Source organism: Microbacterium sp. AC215, from assembly GCF_979258645.1.
This window is the reverse complement of sequence record NZ_OZ409869.1, coordinates 731,707-749,715: the sequence shown is the minus strand read 5'-3', so window position 1 is coordinate 749,715 and position 18,009 is coordinate 731,707. Positions and strand designations below refer to the sequence as shown.

At 68.1% G+C, this 18,009-nt stretch carries 19 protein-coding genes; 13 read left to right on the top strand and 6 right to left on the bottom strand.

Going from position 1 to position 18,009, the window contains the following annotated elements:
- Nucleotides 1–83 precede the first annotated feature (83 nt).
- The 6 genes from leuC to ACZZZF_RS03895 all read left to right on the top strand — a co-directional run bounded on the left by leuC (nt 84) and on the right by ACZZZF_RS03895 (nt 6,442).
- Nucleotides 84–1,535, top strand: coding sequence for a 3-isopropylmalate dehydratase large subunit (leuC, locus tag ACZZZF_RS03920; protein WP_056278653.1), 1,452 nt, complete (start codon nt 84–86; stop codon nt 1,533–1,535).
- A gap of 2 nt (nt 1,536–1,537) precedes the next feature.
- Nucleotides 1,538–2,137, top strand: a complete 600-nt coding sequence (gene leuD / locus ACZZZF_RS03915; protein ID WP_072591193.1) for a 3-isopropylmalate dehydratase small subunit — start codon at nt 1,538–1,540, stop codon at nt 2,135–2,137.
- A 65-nt stretch (nt 2,138–2,202) separates the two neighbouring features.
- A complete protein-coding gene (gene murA / locus ACZZZF_RS03910; RefSeq protein ID WP_053095889.1) occupies nt 2,203–3,570 on the top strand; it encodes a UDP-N-acetylglucosamine 1-carboxyvinyltransferase in 1,368 nt (455 codons plus the stop codon).
- 5 nt (nt 3,571–3,575) lie between these two features.
- Entirely contained in the window at nt 3,576–4,331 is a 756-nt protein-coding gene (locus ACZZZF_RS03905; protein ID WP_463497128.1) for a lysophospholipid acyltransferase family protein, read from the top strand.
- Nucleotides 4,297–5,454, top strand: a complete 1,158-nt coding sequence (locus ACZZZF_RS03900) for an NAD(P)H-dependent glycerol-3-phosphate dehydrogenase (protein ID WP_150115057.1) — start codon at nt 4,297–4,299, stop codon at nt 5,452–5,454. Before ACZZZF_RS03905 ends, ACZZZF_RS03900 begins: the two co-directional genes overlap by 35 nt.
- A complete protein-coding gene (locus tag ACZZZF_RS03895) occupies nt 5,360–6,442 on the top strand; it encodes a D-alanine--D-alanine ligase family protein (protein WP_400340951.1) in 1,083 nt (360 codons plus the stop codon). Before ACZZZF_RS03900 ends, ACZZZF_RS03895 begins: the two co-directional genes overlap by 95 nt.
- A gap of 11 nt (nt 6,443–6,453) precedes the next feature.
- On the opposite strand, the gene ACZZZF_RS03890 is transcribed toward ACZZZF_RS03895, so the two are convergent.
- Entirely contained in the window at nt 6,454–6,960 is a 507-nt protein-coding gene (locus ACZZZF_RS03890) for a DUF3515 family protein (RefSeq protein ID WP_320488123.1), read from the bottom strand.
- Nucleotides 6,961–6,983: 23 nt separating this feature from the next.
- On the opposite strand from ACZZZF_RS03890, the gene thiL reads away from it, so the two are divergent.
- Nucleotides 6,984–7,979, top strand: a complete 996-nt coding sequence (gene thiL / locus ACZZZF_RS03885) for a thiamine-phosphate kinase (protein WP_463497126.1) — start codon at nt 6,984–6,986, stop codon at nt 7,977–7,979.
- Here thiL and rsmD read toward each other — a convergent pair.
- Complete coding sequence (rsmD, locus tag ACZZZF_RS03880) at nt 7,949–8,551, bottom strand: 16S rRNA (guanine(966)-N(2))-methyltransferase RsmD (RefSeq protein ID WP_187249563.1); 603 nt, start codon at nt 8,549–8,551, stop codon at nt 7,949–7,951. The genes thiL and rsmD overlap by 31 nt on opposite strands.
- A gap of 61 nt (nt 8,552–8,612) precedes the next feature.
- Here rsmD and ACZZZF_RS03875 point away from each other — a divergent pair, with 61 nt between their 5' ends.
- From ACZZZF_RS03875 to mutM, 6 genes are all read left to right on the top strand, one after another.
- A complete protein-coding gene (locus tag ACZZZF_RS03875) occupies nt 8,613–10,787 on the top strand; it encodes an ATP-dependent DNA helicase RecG (RefSeq protein ID WP_463497123.1) in 2,175 nt (724 codons plus the stop codon).
- A gap of 30 nt (nt 10,788–10,817) precedes the next feature.
- Nucleotides 10,818–11,315, top strand: coding sequence for a pantetheine-phosphate adenylyltransferase (gene coaD, locus ACZZZF_RS03870; protein WP_053095905.1), 498 nt, complete (start codon nt 10,818–10,820; stop codon nt 11,313–11,315).
- 82 nt (nt 11,316–11,397) lie between these two features.
- Complete coding sequence (locus ACZZZF_RS03865; RefSeq protein ID WP_053095906.1) at nt 11,398–11,946, top strand: YceD family protein; 549 nt, start codon at nt 11,398–11,400, stop codon at nt 11,944–11,946.
- A gap of 2 nt (nt 11,947–11,948) precedes the next feature.
- Nucleotides 11,949–12,158 (top strand): 50S ribosomal protein L32, encoded by a 210-nt coding sequence (gene rpmF / locus ACZZZF_RS03860; protein ID WP_017830754.1) that lies wholly within the window; start codon nt 11,949–11,951, stop codon nt 12,156–12,158.
- A 17-nt stretch (nt 12,159–12,175) separates the two neighbouring features.
- Nucleotides 12,176–12,868: a ribonuclease III gene (gene rnc / locus ACZZZF_RS03855; protein ID WP_053095908.1), complete on the top strand. Its 693-nt coding sequence runs from the start codon at nt 12,176–12,178 to the stop codon at nt 12,866–12,868.
- The gene (gene mutM, locus ACZZZF_RS03850; RefSeq protein ID WP_394194176.1) at nt 12,861–13,724 is read left to right on the top strand and encodes a bifunctional DNA-formamidopyrimidine glycosylase/DNA-(apurinic or apyrimidinic site) lyase; all 864 of its coding nucleotides are present in this window, start codon (nt 12,861–12,863) and stop codon (nt 13,722–13,724) included. Before rnc ends, mutM begins: the two co-directional genes overlap by 8 nt.
- A gap of 3 nt (nt 13,725–13,727) precedes the next feature.
- Here mutM and ACZZZF_RS03845 read toward each other — a convergent pair whose 3' ends face one another.
- From ACZZZF_RS03845 to ACZZZF_RS03830, 4 genes are all read right to left on the bottom strand, one after another.
- Nucleotides 13,728–15,050, bottom strand: a complete 1,323-nt coding sequence (locus tag ACZZZF_RS03845) for an FtsX-like permease family protein (protein WP_394194175.1) — start codon at nt 15,048–15,050, stop codon at nt 13,728–13,730.
- On the bottom strand, nt 15,047–15,742 hold the full coding sequence (locus tag ACZZZF_RS03840; protein WP_053099093.1) for an ABC transporter ATP-binding protein: 696 nt from the start codon (nt 15,740–15,742) through the stop codon (nt 15,047–15,049). Before ACZZZF_RS03840 ends, ACZZZF_RS03845 begins: the two co-directional genes overlap by 4 nt.
- Before the next feature lie 89 nt (nt 15,743–15,831).
- Nucleotides 15,832–16,911, bottom strand: a complete 1,080-nt coding sequence (locus ACZZZF_RS03835) for a GNAT family N-acetyltransferase (protein ID WP_463497120.1) — start codon at nt 16,909–16,911, stop codon at nt 15,832–15,834.
- Nucleotides 16,908–17,996 (bottom strand): GNAT family N-acetyltransferase, encoded by a 1,089-nt coding sequence (locus ACZZZF_RS03830; protein WP_463497118.1) that lies wholly within the window; start codon nt 17,994–17,996, stop codon nt 16,908–16,910. The genes ACZZZF_RS03835 and ACZZZF_RS03830 overlap by 4 nt, the downstream gene beginning before the upstream one ends.
- Nucleotides 17,997–18,009 lie beyond the last annotated feature (13 nt).

Below are 18,009 nucleotides of genomic sequence, written 5' to 3'. Positions count from 1 at the left end.
CGGCCGCGACGAGACCTCGTTCTGAGCCCCTCCTCGTCGCGGAGTCCATCGTGGGCCGAACCGCCAGCTTCAGGAGACACGCAATGAACACCCCCGCAGCAGACACTGCTCCCGTCCGTCCCAGGACCCTCGCCGAGAAGGTCTGGGACGACCATCTCGTCGTCAAGGGCGAGAACGGCGAGCCGGACCTCATCTACATCGATCTGCACCTGGTGCATGAGGTGACGAGCCCGCAGGCGTTCGACGGACTGCGGTCGGAGGGGCGACCGTTGCGGCGCCTCGACCTGACGATCGCCACCGAGGACCACAACACGCCGACCTGGGACATCGACAAGCCCATCGCCGACCTCACGAGCCGCACGCAGATCGAGACGCTGCGCCGCAACGCCGCGGAGTTCGGCGTGCGTCTGCACTCGCTCGGCGACGCCGAACAGGGCATCGTCCACGTCGTGGGGCCGCAGCTCGGTCTCACCATGCCCGGCATCACGGTGGTCTGCGGCGACTCGCACACATCGACGCACGGCGCGTTCGGCGCCATGGCCTTCGGCATCGGCACGAGCGAGGTCGAGCATGTCATGGCGACGCAGACGTTGCCGCTGAAGCCGTTCAAGACCATGGCGATCAACGTCGAGGGCACGCTGCGACCCGGCGTCACCGCGAAGGACATCATCCTCGCGGTGATCGCGAAGATCACCACCGGCGGCGGTCAGGGCTACGTCCTGGAGTTCCGCGGCAGCGCGATCCGGGCGTTGTCGATGGAGGGCCGGATGACGATCTGCAACATGTCGATCGAGGCCGGCGCTCGTGCCGGCATGGTCGCGCCCGACGAGACGACCTTCGAGTACCTGAAGGGTCGCCCGCACGCCCCGAAGGGGCAGGACTGGGACGACGCCGTCGCGTACTGGCGAACGCTGCCGACGGATGAGGGGGCGACGTTCGACGCCGAGGTCTTCATCGATGCCGATGAGCTCGAGCCGTTCGTGACGTGGGGCACCAACCCCGGTCAGGGCAGCTCGCTGTCGGCGGCGGTTCCCGACCCGGCAGAGATCGCCGATGCCAATGAGCGTGCCGCAGCCGAGCGGGCTCTCGAGTACATGGATCTGACGCCTGGCACGCCTCTCAAGGAGGTGCCGGTCGACGCCGTCTTCATGGGGTCGTGCACGAACAGCCGCATCGAGGATCTCCGCGCGTTCGCGTCGATCGTCGAAGGCAAGAAGAAGGCCGACGGCGTCCGCGTCATGGTCGTTCCCGGCTCTGCCCGGGTGCGGCTGGAGGCGGAGGCCGAAGGGCTCGACAAGATCATCAAGGACTTCGGAGCCGAGTGGCGATTCGCGGGGTGCTCGATGTGCCTCGGGATGAACCCTGATCAGCTCGCGCCGGGGGAGCGCTGCGCGTCGACCTCCAACCGCAACTTCGAGGGCCGGCAGGGCAAGGGTGGACGCACGCACCTGGTGTCGCCGCTCGTCGCCGCCGCGACTGCGATCCGCGGCACGCTGTCGAGTCCGAGCGACCTGAACGAGATGGCGGAGGTCTGACCATGGAGAAGTTCACCACCCACACCGGCATCGCCGCCCCGCTGAAGCGCTCGAACGTCGACACGGACCAGATCATCCCCGCCGTGTTCCTCAAGCGGGTCACGAAGACCGGCTTCGAGGACGCACTGTTCCACGGCTGGCGTCAGGATCCCGAGTTCGTGCTCAACCAGCCGGCTTTCCAGGGCGCATCGGTGCTCGTCGCCGGCCCCGACTTCGGCACCGGATCCAGCCGCGAGCACGCCGTCTGGGCGCTGCGCGACTTCGGCTTCGCGGTGGTCCTGAGCCCGCGCTTCGCCGACATCTTCCGGGGCAACTCGGGCAAGCAGGGGCTCCTCGCCGCCACCATCTCCGAAGAGGATCTCGAGCGGATCTGGGCTGAGATCGACCGGAATCCCGGGGCTTCGATCACGGTCGACCTCGAGGCGCGAGTCGCATCGATCGGTGAGATCCAGGCTGACCTCGGGATCGACGATTACACTAGATGGCGGCTCCTCGAAGGGCTCGATGACATCGGGCTCACCCTGCGCAACGAAGACAAGATCGCGCAGTTCGAGGCCCGTCGCGAGTCGTGGCGGCCCCGGACCCTTCCCGTTCAGCAGTGAACGGCGGGGCGGGGGAGCCGAGGGCGACCCCGCCCCGAATTCCGTTGAATGAAGTGAGGCTCCGAATGACGACACCTGTGCGCGACGCTCTTCCGGACGGAGTCCCCCCACTCACCGGAGACGTCCTCGCCATTCGCGGAGGGCGCCCGCTGCGCGGCCGCGTCGACGTCAAGGGCGCGAAGAACCTCGCGACCAAGGCGATGGTCGCGTCCCTGCTCGGAGAGACCGTCAGCGTGCTGCGCGACGTGCCGGCCATCAGCGACGTCGCGGTCGTCCGCTCGCTTCTCGAGGTCCATGGCGTGCGGGTCTCCGACGGCGATGAGCCCGGAGCTCTCGTCTTCGACCCCAGCGACGTCGAGTCGGCCCACTTCGAGGAGATCGACGCTCACGCGGGTGCCTCGCGCATCCCGATCCTCTTCTGCGGCCCGCTGCTGCACCGTCTCGGTCAGGCCTTCATCCCCGACCTGGGCGGCTGCCGCATCGGCGACCGCCCGATCGACTTCCATCTGGACGCGCTCCGCAAGTTCGGCGCCATCGTCGAGAAGCTGCCGAGCGGCATCCGCCTGTCGACGGGTGGTGCGCGCCTGCACGGTGCGAACATCCACCTCCCGTACCCGAGTGTCGGAGCGACCGAGCAGGTGCTGCTCACGGCCGTTCGCGCCGAGGGCACCACGGAGCTTCGCAACGCCGCCATCGAGCCCGAGATCATGGATCTGATCGCGGTGCTGCAGAAGATGGGCGCGATCATCTCCTACGAGCCGAACCGCGTCATCCTCATCGAGGGTGTCGAGACGCTTCGGGGGTACGACCACCGCTCGATCTTCGACCGCAACGAAGCCGCATCCTGGGCGTCCGCCGCACTCGCCACCGACGGCGAGATCTTCGTGGGCGGCGCGAAGCAGCAGGAGATGCTCACGTTCCTCAACGTGTTCCGCAAGGCCGGCGGATGGTTCGACATCAAGGAGGACGGGATCCTGTTCCGTCGCGACGGCGAGCTCAAGCCGGTCATCGTCGAGACCGACGTGCACCCCGGGTTCATGACCGACTGGCAGCAGCCTCTCGTCGTGGCGCTCACTCAGGCCAAGGGCCGCTCGGTCGTGCACGAGACGGTTTACGAGAACCGTCTGGGCTTCACCGAGGCGCTCGTCAAGATGGGCGCCGACATCGTCGTGCACCCCCGCGGACTGCAGGACGGAGCCCGTCGTGTCCCGCGCCGGGACCTCGAGCAGGCCGCCGTCATCACCGGCCCGACGCCGCTGCACGCCGCAGACATCGTCGTTCCCGACCTTCGCGGCGGATACAGCCACGTCATCGCGGCGCTGACCGCCGAAGGCGAGTCGAGGGTGTCCGGAGTGGACATCCTCAGCCGCGGCTACGAGAAGTTCCTCGCCAAGCTCGATGCCGTGGGCGCCGACTTCGACGTCATCCGGTGACCCCGATGGGTTCCCGCTCGACGGAGACCACGCGACCGAGTGCGTTCTGGCCGGTCGCGGCGATCGCCGTGCCGCTGATCTCGCTCGTCGCGAAGCTCCGCATCACGGGAAGCGAGAAGCTCCCGCGTGAGGGAGCGTACGTTCTCGCCCCGAACCACTACTCCGAGTTCGATCCGCTCGTGGTCGCACTCGCGGTGTGGCGCATCGGTCGAGCTCCGCGCTTCATGGCGAAGGAGAGTCTCTTCAAGGTTCCTGTGCTCGGAGCCGTGCTCCGCGCGACAGGAATGGTCCCCGTGGCACGCGCCTCGTCGGCATCCGCGGCGAAGCAGACGCTCCAGCAGTCGGCCGAGCTCGTCGAGCACGGTCGCGGTGTGATCGTCTATCCGGAGGGCACGCTGACCCGCGACCCCGACATGTGGCCGATGCGCGGAAAGTCCGGGGCTGTCCGGCTCGCGCTGACCGACGGCATCCCACTCATCCCGATGGCCCACTGGGGCACCCAGCGGATCATGGGGCGTTACCAGAAGGGGCTCAGCCTCTGGCCGCTGCGCAAGCCCGTGGACGTCGTCATCGGCGATCCCGTCGATCTGTCGGACCTCCGTGGTCGTGCAGGCGAGGCATCTGCGCTGAACGAAGCCACCGAACGACTGATGCAGGCCATCACGGCGCTGCTCGAGGACCTGCGTGACGAGAAGGCTCCGGCCGAGCGCTGGAACCCGTCCGCCCATGGACAGAAGGAGACGGGTCGCCTTGACTCCTAAGCGCAACGCTCCCGCAGGACCACGCGTCGCGGTGATCGGTGCCGGAAGCTGGGGCACCACGTTCGGAAAGATCCTCGCCGACGGCGGGGCGCAGGTCACGATGTGGGCGCGCCGAGCCGAACTCGCCCACGAGATCGACGAGGCCAAGCGCAACTCCCGCTATCTGCCCGGCATCAACCTGCCGCGCACGATGTCTGCGACGCACGAGTTGGCGATCGCGCTCCGCGATGTCGACCAGGTGTATCTCTCGGTGCCGAGTCAGTCGCTGCGGGAGAACCTCAAGGCGCTTCGGCCGCTGCTCGCCGACAACGACGCGAAGATCGTCAGCCTGATGAAGGGCGTCGAGCGCACGACGGGGCTCCGGATGAGCCAGGTCATCGAGCAGGAGCTGCGCTGCGATCCCGACCGCATCGCGGTCGCCTCCGGGCCGAACCTCGCGCTCGAGATCGCTCGCGAGCAGCCCACGGCCGCCGTGATCTCCTCACGCAGTCGGGAGACCGCCGAGGAGGTCGCGCGCGCGGCACGTAACAGCTACTTCCGGACGTTCGTGAACACCGACGTGATCGGCACGGAGTTCGGGGGAGTGCTGAAGAACCTCATCGCGGTGGCCATCGGCATCGTCGACGGCGTCGGGTACGGCGAGAACACCAAGGCGTCGATCATCACCCGCGGGCTCGTGGAGATGACCGATTTCGCCGTCGCCAACGGCGCTCACCCCGAGACCCTGCAGGGACTCGCGGGCCTGGGCGACCTCATCGCGACATGTCAGTCCCCGCTGAGCCGCAACAACACGGCCGGGCGCCTGCTCGGCCAGGGATACAGCTTCCAGGACGTCGTGAAGCAGATGCAGCAGACCGCTGAGGGCCTCGCGTCCGTGGCGCCCGTGCTGCAACTCGCCCGCGAGTCCGACGTGCACATGCCCATCGTCGAGCAGGTGAAGATGGTGCTCGACGGCAAGATGAACCCCCGTGACATCGCACCCCACCTGACGACGGACGACGACACCCCGCAGGGTGAGAGGACCAACCATGGACAAGCAGACGGTGGTGGTGCTCTTCGGAGGGCGCTCCAGCGAGCATTCGATCAGTTCCGCAACGGCGGGCGGAGTGCTGGGCGCGATTGATCGCGATCGGTACGCCGTGATCCCGGTCGGGATCACCCGCGACGGCGCCTTCGTCCTCGAGGACGACGACCCGGCGAAGTTCCCACTGGATGCCGCTCACCTGCCTGAGGTCGCCGACAACGGCACACGGGTGCTGTGGCCGGAGCCCGGCGGAGACCGCAGCCTGCGCGTCGTGCGCACCGACGGCACCACCGAATCCCTCGGCGAGATCGATATCGTGCTGCCGATCCTCCACGGCCCGCACGGCGAGGACGGCACCATCCAGGGGTACTTCGACACCCTCGAGGTCCCCTACGCCGGCGGCGGGGTGCTCGACTCCGCACTGTGCATGGACAAGCACTTCATGAAGATCGCGCTGCGGGCCGCCGGTATCGCGGTGGCGGCCGGACTGACGGTGCGCGCGCGCCAGTGGGAACAGGATGCCGTCGCGATCCGCGATTCGGCGGCGGCGCTCGGCCTGCCGCTCTTCGTGAAGCCGGCTCGCGCGGGATCCAGCGTGGGCGTCTCGAAGGTCGAGAGCGCCGACGAGCTCGATGCGGCGCTGGCGATCGCGTTCGCAGAAGACGACAAGGTCCTGATCGAGGCGGGCGTGGTCGGCCGCGAGATCGAGGTCGCCGTGCTCGAAGGGGCCGACGGCGTCCGAGCGTCGCTTCCTGGCGAGATCGTGCTGACGACTCGAGGGTTCTACGACTTCGAGGGAAAGTACCTCGGCGGCGACGGCGTCGACGTCGTGTGCCCGGCGGAGCTCGAGGAATCCGAGGTCGCGGCCATTCAGGATGCCGCAGTCCGTGCGTTCGAGGCGGTGGACGGGCGAGGTCTTGCGCGCGTCGACATGTTCCTCACGCCTACGGGAGAGCTCGTGGTCAACGAGCTGAACACGATGCCGGGATTCACTCCGATCTCGATGTTCCCGAAGTGCTGGGTGGCGTCCGGACTCAGCTACGGCGACCTGATCTCCGAGTTGATCGAGGCGGGCCTGCGCCGCTGACCCTCGACGCGTCAGCCTTCGGTCGATCCGTCGTCCGGGTTCTCGTCGGTGGGCACCCGGTCGGTGCAGCGTGCCGTGGCCGGTGCGAGGCCCGACTGGATGCTCGTGGAGAGGCTCTCGACGACCGTGCGGAAGTCGATCTCCTCGCCACGGCGGATGATCACCTCGATGGCGGGCTCGCGACCGTACGTCACGAGACGCTGCCGGTCTTCCTCCTGATCGAGAACGAGCCAGTCGACGCTGCCGATGGTCGTGCACACCTCTGTCGACGGCGCCGGCGGTTCGACGCCGCATCGCAGCACGACGGTCGGGTCGCCCCAGGCTCCGGTCGCCTGAGCATCGGTCCACACCCGATCGAGATCGCCGACGGCGTCGGGGAGCAGCACGGACACCTCGGCGCAGGCCGGATCGTTGGCGTCCTCAGCGGGTTCGAGGTGGATCGTCGTCGAGCAGCCGGACAGTGCGGCGAGGAGGGCCAGCGAGCCCGCGACGACAGCGAGACGGCGAGAGCGGGGCATGCATCCAGGCTACCTTTGACTGCATGTCCTCCCGACCTCGCGACGATGATCCGACCCTCGGCGAACTGTCGGAGGGGGAGATCCTCCGAGCGATCCTGGCGCGGACGGCGCGGGCCTCTCACACGCTCGTCGGACCCGGCGACGATGCGGCGGTGATAGCCGCTCCCTCGGGTTCGGTGGTCGCCACGACGGACACTCTCGTGCACGGCCCGGACTTCCGGCTCGCGTGGTCGTCTGGGTACGACCTCGGTTGGAAGGCCGCCGCCGTCAACCTCGCCGACGTGGCGGCCATGGGCGCACGGCCGACGGCGCTCCTGGTGGCGCTGGCCGTTCCTCGCGACCTTCGACTGTCGTTCATCGAGCGCCTCGCAGACGGCTTCCGAGAAGCCTGCGCCGCACTCGCACCGGGATGCGCGGTGGTCGGCGGCGATCTCACGGTCTCGGACGTCCTGACCGTGGCGGTCACCGCGCTCGGCGATCTCGAGGGCCGGCCGCCCGTGACCCGGTCGGGTGCACGGGTCGGTGACGCGGTCGCGGTCGCAGGCGAACTGGGGCACGCCGCTCACGGACTCTCGGTGCTCTTCGGAAGGTTCCGTGAGGGGGAGGCGCCGGTCCCCGTCGATCCGTCCCTGCTCGCCCCGGGTGAGAGCGCTGCTCTGGCTGCACAGCTCCGTCCATCGCCGCCGATCGGTCTCGGCCCTTTCGCTGCCACCGCGGGCGCGACCGCGATGATGGACATCTCAGACGGGCTCGCGCTCGACGCGCGACGGATGGCAGCGGCCTCCGAGGTCACCATCGCACTCGACAGCGCAGCCCTCGGCGACAGCCCCCAGCGAGCTCTCGCCGGTGGCGAGGATCACGCCCTGCTCGCCTGCTTCCCGCCGGGGATCGTGCCGGCGGGCTTCCGCGTCATCGGCACTGTCGTGCCCCAGGGCGAGCATGAGCTGCTGGTCGACGGCGCACCCGCGGACGTCAGCGGCTGGGATCCCTATCGCGACTGGGACTCGGCCTCGGGCTGAGACGACTCCGTCGCGGGAGTGGGCTCGGCCCACCAGAGCGCGGTGTCGCCGTAGGCCTTCTCGCGGATCAGCTCCAGTCCGGCCGCAGCGAGGTCGGGAGGGGTCGATCGCCGGGCGCGCTCGATGATCACGAGCGCGTCGGGAGCGAGAAGCGGCGCGAGCGTGACGAGGTCCGCCGTCATCGCCTCGTCGTCGAGGTCGTACGGGGGATCCGAGAACACGAGGTCGTACGGGCCGGAGGCGCGCAGCAGGAACGATCGGACGGTGCTCTGGTGCACCCTCGCGCTCGGCGCTCCGGCCTTCGCGACGGTGGCGGCGTTGCGGCGGACCACCGACGCCGCCTCTCGGCCGTGCTCGACGAGATCCGCGCTCGTCGCGCCGCGGCTGAGGGTCTCCAGTCCCAGCGCACCCGAGCCGGCATAGAGGTCGAGCACCCGCGCGCCGACGATGGCGTCCGCCGACTCCAGCGCTCCGAAGAGCGACTCCCGCACGCGGTCGCTGGTGGGTCTCGTTCCCGCGCGGGGCACGTCGAGCCGCGCGCCGCGCGCTGTTCCGGCGATGATCCTTGTCACCCGTTCACGATACGACAGCTGCGGCGCACGTCGTGTCCGTGCGGCCTCCTAGACTCGGATCATGTCGCTCACGCTGGATTCGTCGCTCGAGGAGGCGCTGGGCGCCACGCCGGCGAAGTCTCTCGACAGAGCCTTCAGCATGAAGACGGTCGGCGATCTCGTGTCGCACTATCCCCGACGGTACGCGGATCCGGGCGAGCTGACCCCGATCCGTGAACTCCCTCTGGGTGAGACGGTGACGATCGTCGCCGAGGTGCTGTCCTCCAGCGCCAGGGCGATGCGCAACCGTCGCGGTGCGATGGTCGACGTCGTGATCGGCGACGGCATCGGCAAGATGTCTCTGACGTTCTTCGCGAAGAACCTGGGTGCGGCCAAGTGGCGCTCCGAGGACCTCGCGGTCGGACGTCGAGGTGTCTTCTCGGGCAAGGTCGGCGAGTTCAACGGCATGACGCAGTTCGCGCATCCCGAGTACGAGCTGTTCGACGATGAGGATGCGGCCAGACGCCGGGCGGACGCGCGCGCTGCCGTGCTGATTCCCATCTATCCCGCGACGTCGACGCTGCAGACGTGGCAGATCGCGAAGTTCATCACGCGGGCGCTCGACGGCCTCGGCGACGTGCCGGAGCCTCTCGCCCCCGATGTCCGCGCGCGGGAGGAACTTCTGACCGCCCGAGAGGCGCTCGAGCAGATTCACCGCCCGAAGACCCGCAACGACATCGATCCTGCGGTCCGCACCCTGCGGATGCACGAGGCGCTCACTCTCCAGACCGCCCTCCTGCAGCAGCGGGATGCCGTGCGATCGCTGTCGGCGACCGCGCGTCCGTGGAAGCCCGGTGGGCTGCTCGAGCGCTTCGACGCCTCGCTGCCGTACGACCTCACGCCCGACCAGAAGACGGTCGGCGAGCAGGTGGCGAGCGACCTCGTCGCCGCCTGGCCGATGAATCGTCTCGTGCAGGGTGAGGTCGGGTCCGGCAAGACCCTCGTCGCGCTGCGTGCGATGCTCCAGGTGGCCGAGTCCGGCGGTCAGGCGGCGCTGATCGCCCCGACCGAGGTGCTCGCAGGGCAGCACCTGCGATCGATCGCGAAGATGCTCGGGCCGCAGATGTCACCGCTCGTGATGCCCACCCTGCTCACCGGTCAGATGCCGGCCGCCGAGCGTCGCAAGGCTGCGCTCCGCGTCGCCTCCGGACAGGCGCTGATCGTCGTGGGCACGCACGCGCTGCTCGGCGAGAAGACGACCTTCGCTGATCTCGGCCTCGTCGTCGTCGACGAGCAGCACCGGTTCGGAGTCGAGCAACGAGAGGCGCTCCGCGCGAAGGGGTCCAGCCCGCACGCGCTGGTTCTCACCGCGACCCCGATCCCGCGCACGGTCGCGATGACGGTGTTCGGCGATCTCGACACCTCCGTGATCCGCACGATGCCCAAGGGGCGAGCCGGAATCGAGTCCTTCGTCGCTCCGCTCGCAGAGCATCCCGGCTGGTTCAATCGAGTCTGGGAGCGCGCCGCCGAGGAGATCTCTCAGGGCCGACAGGTGTTCGCGGTATGCGCGGCGATCGACACGACCAAGAAGACGGCGGAAGCGGGGGAGCAGCCCCTGATCCCGCCCGAGGGTGCGTCAGGTCCTCGCTGGGGCGTGGTGCAGCTCGATGAGGCCCTGGCGACGCACCCCCGGCTCGGGAACGTCCGACGGGCCGTGCTGCACGGTCGCATGCCGTCCGACGAGAAGGACGCCGTCATGCAGTCCTTCGCGCGCGGCGAGATCGACCTGCTGGTGGCGACGACCGTGATCGAGGTCGGCGTCGACGTCCCGAACGCCTCGACCATGATCGTTCTCGACGCCGATCGGTTCGGGGTGTCGCAGCTGCACCAGCTGAGGGGCCGTGTCGGTCGAGGAGGCGTTCCAGGGCTCTGCCTGTTGGTCACCGAAGCCGAAGAGGGGTCAGTGGCGCGCGAACGCGTGGACGCGGTGGCAGCGACTCTCGACGGATTCGCTCTCGCGGAGGTCGATCTCGAGCTCCGCGGTGAAGGTGACGTGCTCGGTGCCGCACAGGCTGGAGCTCGGTCCTCCCTGAAGCTGCTGCGGGTCGTCAAGGACTCGGGCCTGATCGTCCGAGCCCGGGAGCTCGCGGAGGGCATCCTCTCCGACGACCCGGATCTGCGGGCGAATCCCGGACTCCGCTCGGCGATCGAGCGACGCGTGAGCGACGACGACCGGGCGGCACTCGCGAAGAACTGACCGCGGCATCGCGTGCTTTAGGCTGGGGGCATGAGCAGCCGGATCGCCGTCGTCCCTGGATCGTTCGATCCGCCGACCCTGGGTCATCTCGACGTGATCCGTCGCGCAGCCAAGCTGTACGACGAACTCCACGTGCTCGTGGTGCACAACCCCGGCAAAGAGGCGCTGCTCCCGATCGCTCAGCGGATGTCGCTGCTCGAGCAGTCGATCGCTGAGGACGGGATCGGCGACAACGTCGTCGTGGGCTCCTGGAGCATGGGGCTGCTCGTGGACTACGCCCGCGACGTCGGTGCGGGAGTTCTCGTGAAGGGCATCCGTTCGCAGATCGACGTCGCGTACGAATCCCCGATGGCGATCGTCAACCGTCACCTCGCCGACATCGAGACGGTCTTCCTCCTGCCCGACCCCGCGCATGCCCTGGTCTCCAGCTCCCTGGTCCGCCAGGTGGCCGGCCTCGGCGGTGACGTGTCGCCGTTCGTGCCTCCGGCAGTCGCCTCCTTCCTCGACACCGGATCACGCGGGATCTGATTTCCGGAGGCGCCGTCTCCACACAGCGCGGAACCAGCCTCCATCCCGCAGGAGCCGGTACCATTGCCGGGTGCGTTCCCGAATGAATGGTCCCTTCGTCCTGCCCGTCCGTGACATCGTCCGCAAGCCGGGCGAGATGCGCGAGCACGAGTTCTCGGTGACCCTCGGCGAAGGCTGGGGAGAGGGAATCGTCGCGTATGAAGCCGGTTCTGCGCTCGACCTGGACGTGCGTCTCGAGTCGGTTCACGAGGGCATCCTGGTCTCCGGAACCGCCGACGCTGAGTACTCCGGCGTATGCGGAAGATGCCTGATCGACATCACCCGGCCCGTCGAAGTCGAGTTCCAGGAGCTTTTCGCGTATCCTGGTGAGGAAGAAACTGACTTCGAGGTTCAAGACGACCACGTGGATCTTGAAACTCTAGTCAGGGATGCGGCCGTATTGGCGCTTCCATTTCAGCCGGTGTGTCAGCCGGATTGCCCCGGGCTCGACCCGGAGACGGGCGAGAGGCTGACCGCGAGCACCGGGACGGAGCAGGTGGCTCCCATCGATCCTCGGTGGAGCGCGCTCCAGCAGATCACAGACCAAGACGGTGAGGCACAGAGCCGAGCCGCCGAGAAAGAAGAGAGCTAGTCATGGCTGGTAACCCCCCGAAGCGCAAGGTATCCCGTTCGAACACCCGCTCGCGCCGCGCGCAGTGGAAGGCGGCGCCTGTCGCACTCGTCAAGACCATCGAGAACGGTCAGGTCGTCTACAGCCGTCCTCACCAGGCCAAGGTCGTCACCGACTCGCAGGGCACCGAGCTCTTCCTCGAGTACAAGGGTCGCAAGGTCGCCGACGTCTGAGTCGCGACTTCACGATTGTGACTGAGGTCCCTGGGGGGACGAGACCGCTCCCAGAGAAGCTCCGCGTCGATATCGACGCGGAGCTTCTGGAGTTGGCGCTCACCCATCGCTCCTATGCCTACGAGCACGGCGGCATCCCCCATAACGAACGTCTCGAGTTCCTCGGCGACTCCGTTCTCGGACAAGCCGTGACGGTGATGCTCTTCACGACCCATCCGGGGCTGGATGAGGGGGAGTTGGCCAAGCGGCGCGCGAGCGTCGTCTCGACGGTCGCTCTCGCCGAGGTCGCGAGAGCGATAGATCTCGGCAGCCATCTGCTGCTGGGACGCGGTGAGGAACAGACGGGCGGTCGCGACAAGGACTCGATCCTCGCCGACACGATGGAAGCCGTGATCGGCGCGACGTATCTGTCAGCGGGTCCTGAGGCGGCGACCGAGCTCGTGCTCCGGCTGACCGCGCCGCTCCTCGCCGACCCCGAGCGCTACGGCGCGGCGATGGATCCGAAGACGAGCCTGCAGGAGCTGGCTGCGCGAGTCGGTGCGACTCCGCCCCAGTACTCGGTGGAGGCGAGCGGCCCCGACCACGATCGTCGATTCCTCGCAACCGTGGTCGTCGGCGATCTGGCGATGACCGGCAAGGGCAGCAGCAAGAAGACGGCAGAGATGGCCGCCGCGCTCAGCGCGTGGCGACTGCTCAACGAGCGTGCCTGAGCTTCCCGAGGTCGAGGTCGTCCGGGCGGGTCTCGCTCCCGCGGTGATCGGCTCGTTCATCACGGCCGTGAGCGTGTTCGATGAACGAGCTCTCACACGGCATGCGGCCGGGCCGTCCGACTTCGTCGCGCGCCTGGAGGGACGCAGAGTCACTGCAGCCGACCGACGGGGCAAGTTCCTCTGGCTGCCGCTGGACACCGCTGATTCCGCGTTGATCGCGCACCTCGGAATGAGCGGACAGATGCTGCTGCGCGCGCCGGACGCCGAGGCGGAACGCCACGAGCGCATCCGGATCAGCATCGAGCATCCTCGGCATGGCGAGCTCGCGATCGTCTTCGCCGACCAGAGGACTTTCGGGTCGTTGGCGGTCGACGGTCTGGTGCCGGACGGACCGACGTGGATCCCGACTCAGGTCGTGCACATCGCCCGTGATCCGATAGACCCGCTGTTCGACGACGATCGCTTCCTGCGTGCACTCCGCACACGCGGCAGTGCGATCAAGCGAGTGCTGCTCGATCAGCAGACGATCAGCGGCGTGGGCAACATCTATGCGGATGAGGCGCTGTGGGCTGCGCGCATCCACCCGGCGACTCTCGCGAGTGCGCTGTCGACGCAAGCGAGCAGGCGACTCCTCGCCGAGATCAGAGTGGTGCTCGTGAAGGCCCTTGCAGAGGGCGGCACGAGCTTCGACTCCCAGTACGTCAATGTGAACGGTCAGGCAGGCTACTTCGCCCACTCGCTCAACGCGTACGGTCGAGGCGGACAGCCGTGCCCGCGCTGCGGCACTCTGATCCGCCGGGAGGCTTTCATGAACCGCTCGAGTCATTACTGTCCGCGCTGCCAGCGGCGTCGCTGAGACTCACACCATCTCGAACGACCGGGCGAGCAGCGGCCGCGTCGCTCGAGTGCTCATCCAGACGATTCCGATCCCCACGGCCAGTACGAGCGCGATCGTGAGGAGAGACTCGGGTGCCGTGACCAGGGCGATCCCCAGCAGCGGGAAGACCAGCACGCCGGCACAGGTCGCCGAGCCGATCGCGGTCACGAGGAGTGGAGACATGATCGCCCGGCGGCGTGCGCTGTCGACGATCGCGAGCGGCACGCCCAGCCGGTGCAGACTCCGGTGGAGTTCCTGCTGATCGAGAACGGCCGCGGCTTGATTGACCCCCACGGATGCCGCGACCATCAGGAATGAAGCGACGAGGGTGATGACGAGGCCGGTGCGCATGTCCGCGGCGAGGGCCGCATCCGCGGACGTCGTGTCGCCGCTGTTCATCACATTCATCAGGGAGACTCCGGTTCCTGCGAACACGGCCATGAAGCTCGCCATCGCGATGCCGCTCACCTGACGCCACGCGGCTTTGGGGGAGTCCAGCACCAGACGGGCGGCGAGCAGCCGATCTGCGTGCTCGGCCTTGCGCAGCTGACGGCCGGCGGCGACCTTCAGGACCCATGGTCCGATCACGTTGAGCACCGCCAGGGAGACGGCGAACAACAGGGCGAGGACGGCGATGGTCGCCGCGAGTCCTGCGACGGAAGGGAAGACCGTGACAAGGACGAACACGAGCGCAAGAACGGAGACTGCGATGATCGCGCGGAACCAGTGCGCGGTGGAGACGGTCGTCCGCAGGCGCACGCCGAGGGGCGAGATGATCACGCGCCGGAGCCCCAGCACAGCACTCGCTGCCGCCACGAGAAGGACGCCTCCCACGACGGCGAGAACGCTGAAGGGCGAGAGCATGATCGCCTCGACGCCGAGAGCCGTGCCACGGAACGGGATGAGTCCGACGAGAGGGGTGAGGGCGAGATGGACGACGACTCCGGCGACGGCACCGGCGGCCGCGACGATCATGGATTCGATGACCGTAGCGACGCCGACGCCCAGAGGCGTCACGCCGAGAAGCCGCAGGGTCGAGAGACGCTCGTCACGACGGCGGGCTGAGAGACGGGCGGCCGCCCCGCCGAGATTCATCAGCGGGACGATGAGGAGCACGAGCGCGATCGCGGCCAACGCCTGGTACACCGGCGCGTACTCATCGGTCCAGGTCCAGAACGACTGAGCCCCGCCCACGACGGTCAGTACGAGGGCGGTGACGATGCCGAAAGCGATGACCGGAAGCGCGAGCACCGCTTTCTCTCCCGTCCCGGCGCGAAGAAGCACAGCCAGGACGCGGGCGTTCATGCCGTCACCGCCGACGAGATGATCTGGCCGTCGCGCACGGAGACGATCCGCGAGCAGCGCGCCGCCACGTCTGCATCGTGTGTCACGACGAGCAGCGTGCGCCCTTGGCCCGTCGTCGACCACAGCAGCGCATTCATCACGTCCTGCGACGTGTGCGAGTCGAGGGCGCCGGTCGGCTCGTCGGCGAACACGAGTTCCGCACCCGTCGCCTGAGCCCGTGCGATCGCGACGCGCTGCGCCTGCCCGCCGGACAGCTCGCCGATTCGGCGGTCCTCCATCCCGGCCAGCCCGAGCGCGGCGAGCCAGGACGCCGCGTGAGCGGTGGCCTGCGCTCTCTTCACTCCGTTGATCATCGATGCGAGCGCCACGTTCTCGACCGCCGTGAGCTCCGGAATGAGCAGACCCTGCTGGAAGACGAACCCGAACCGCTCTCTCCGCAGCCGGGAACGAGCGGATTCTCCGAGTCCGGCGAGTTCCACCGCCTGACCGACCGAGGGCTGGAACGACACTGTGCCCGAGTCCGGACTGATGATGCCGGCGAGGACATGGAGGAGAGTGGTCTTGCCCGACCCGGAGGCACCCATGATGGCGACCGACTCGCCGCGGTGGATGGTGAGATCCACCCCGGCGAGTGCGCGGGTCGTTCCGTAGGACTTGGTCAGAGAGCGTGCGTCGAGGACCGTCGTGTTCATGCATCCAGCCTCGCGGCCATACGGAGACCGCTGCATCGGCCGGGCGGATGATCCGTGGCCGGCCGTGTACACCGCTCGGATGATCTCGATCAGATCCGCTTCTGCCACGCTCCCGCATAGGAGACAGGCGCGAAACCGATCGCCTCGTTGATGCTCAACATGGGACGGTTCTCCTCTGCGTTGAACGTCGAGACCGTCGGGGTGAGCGGCATGAGCTCTCTCCAACGGAGGAGATTCGCGCACTTGACGATCGTGCCGAGACGGTGCCCGCGGTGCTCGCGAGACACCAGAGTGCCGAGCTGGTGGGTCACTCCTGCGCGGTCCGCCCCGACGAGCAGCTCGTTGTAGGCCACCAGGTCTCCGCTGGGCACATGCTGCACCGCGACGATCGACAGAGCCTGACCGGCCCCCGTGAGCCGTCGCTCACGGCGCACGACACGTTCCGCATCCCACTCCTCGGCCACGAAGTCCATGTCGCCGCTCGGGGCGTCGGTAGACAGGCGAGCGAGGATCGCCGCGTACCCGTCACGGAACTCGGGCGGTGTCGGCGCCATCCACTGGAGCACCCGGTAGTCGTCGCCGGCGGCGGTCTTCGCCGATTCCAGAGCGGCCCGCAGCGGGGCGGGGTCGGAGCGCAGATCGAGCTCGCTGTTGCGTTCGACCTGTTCGAACTCGTATCCGCGGGCGACGAGAGCGTCCGACAGCGGAATCGCCGGAATGCGACCCCACCCTGTTCGCGGTGTGATCATCCGGTCCGACTCCATGGGCCTGTGCAGCGTCCAGGTCTGCACCAGGGATCGGCCGTGTGCGCGCGCCTCCGACTCGGCGAGCGACAGGAGAGCGTCTTCGACACCGCGTCCCCATTGGCTCGCCGGCACGAGGAGGTCCGCCTCTGCGGCGTTCGCGTCCGCCTCCTGAGCGTAGGAGAGAGTGATCATGCCGACGATCTCGGTTCCGAGCCTGGCGACGAACCCGGTCTGCAGGGTATCGCTGGGATCCTGCCACGATGCGAGCATCTGCGCGGCATCGGGGGCGATGTCGGGCAGACCGACCAGCTCCTCGCAGATCTGCCTGTTGAGCTCTCCGTATGCGCGGAAGTCCGCGGCATCCTCGGCGTCCAGCGCGCGGGGGACGGCCAGAGGTGTGATCGTCAGTGTGCTTGTGTTCATGACAGCTCCTTCTTCCACGCGCCTTCGTAGGCGATGGCCGTGAATCCCATCGCCTCGTTGATGGCGAGCATCGGCCGGTTCTCCTCGGCGTTGTAAGTGATCACGTCGCGTGACGCGGGAGCGATGCCTGTCCACGACAGGAACGCTTCGCACTTCACGAGCTGCCCCAGACGATGGCCGCGGTGCTCGGTGAGTACCAGAGTGTCGTGCTGGTGTGTGGTGGCGGTGGGATCCGGACCGATTCCGAGTTCGGTGAATGCGGTGAGCTCGCCTGTCGGGATGTGCTGCGCGACAGTGACCTGCATGATCTGGCCCATCTCCGCGACCCTCTTCTCCGTGGCGACCAGACGCTCTGCGTCCCAGGCCTCCTCGTCGGTCTCGAGATCGGCCGAGGGGGCGTCGGTCGACATGCGCGACTTGAGCCATGCGTAGCCGTCGACGTGCTCCGGTGGCGTCGGAAGCATCCACTGGAGCACGCGATAGTCCTGTGAGAGCGCTCGCGCGTCCTCCCGCAGCTCCTCGGCACGCTGAACCGTCTCCTGGGTGACCGCGAGGCGGCTCACCCGATAGACCTGCTCGAGGGTGAATCCATGGCGGATGAGGAATCGTGCGACGTGATCGTCCGGAACGCTGCCGAAGCCCGTCTTCGCCTGCAGCCTGGGTCCGTCGCTGGCCGGCTGCTCCGTCCAGTTCTGAATGACCGCGCGGCCGTGGAGACGGGCGAAGGCCTCGACGTGCGGCAGGATCGCGGTTCCGATCCCCTGACCCCAGACACGGGGGTGGATCTCGATCGCGGCGATCGCCACACGCGACCCCTCCTCATGAGGAATGTCGATGACTGTGCGCCCGACGATCTCGCCTCCGACGCGCACCGCCCACACGGCAGTCGTGCGCTCTTTGCGAGAGCGCAGGATCGGAAGCAGCGCCTCTGGCGTCAGATCCTGCTCGGTGCGTCCGGTGAGCGCTCGGTAGACGGCGTTGCGAACACGGGCGAGCTCACGGAATTCGGCGGCGTCAGCCGCATCCGCTCGTGCCGGCAGCACGAGCGGATGCAGCGACGCATCAGGGGTGAGCGGAATGCTCATGGTGATCTCCAGG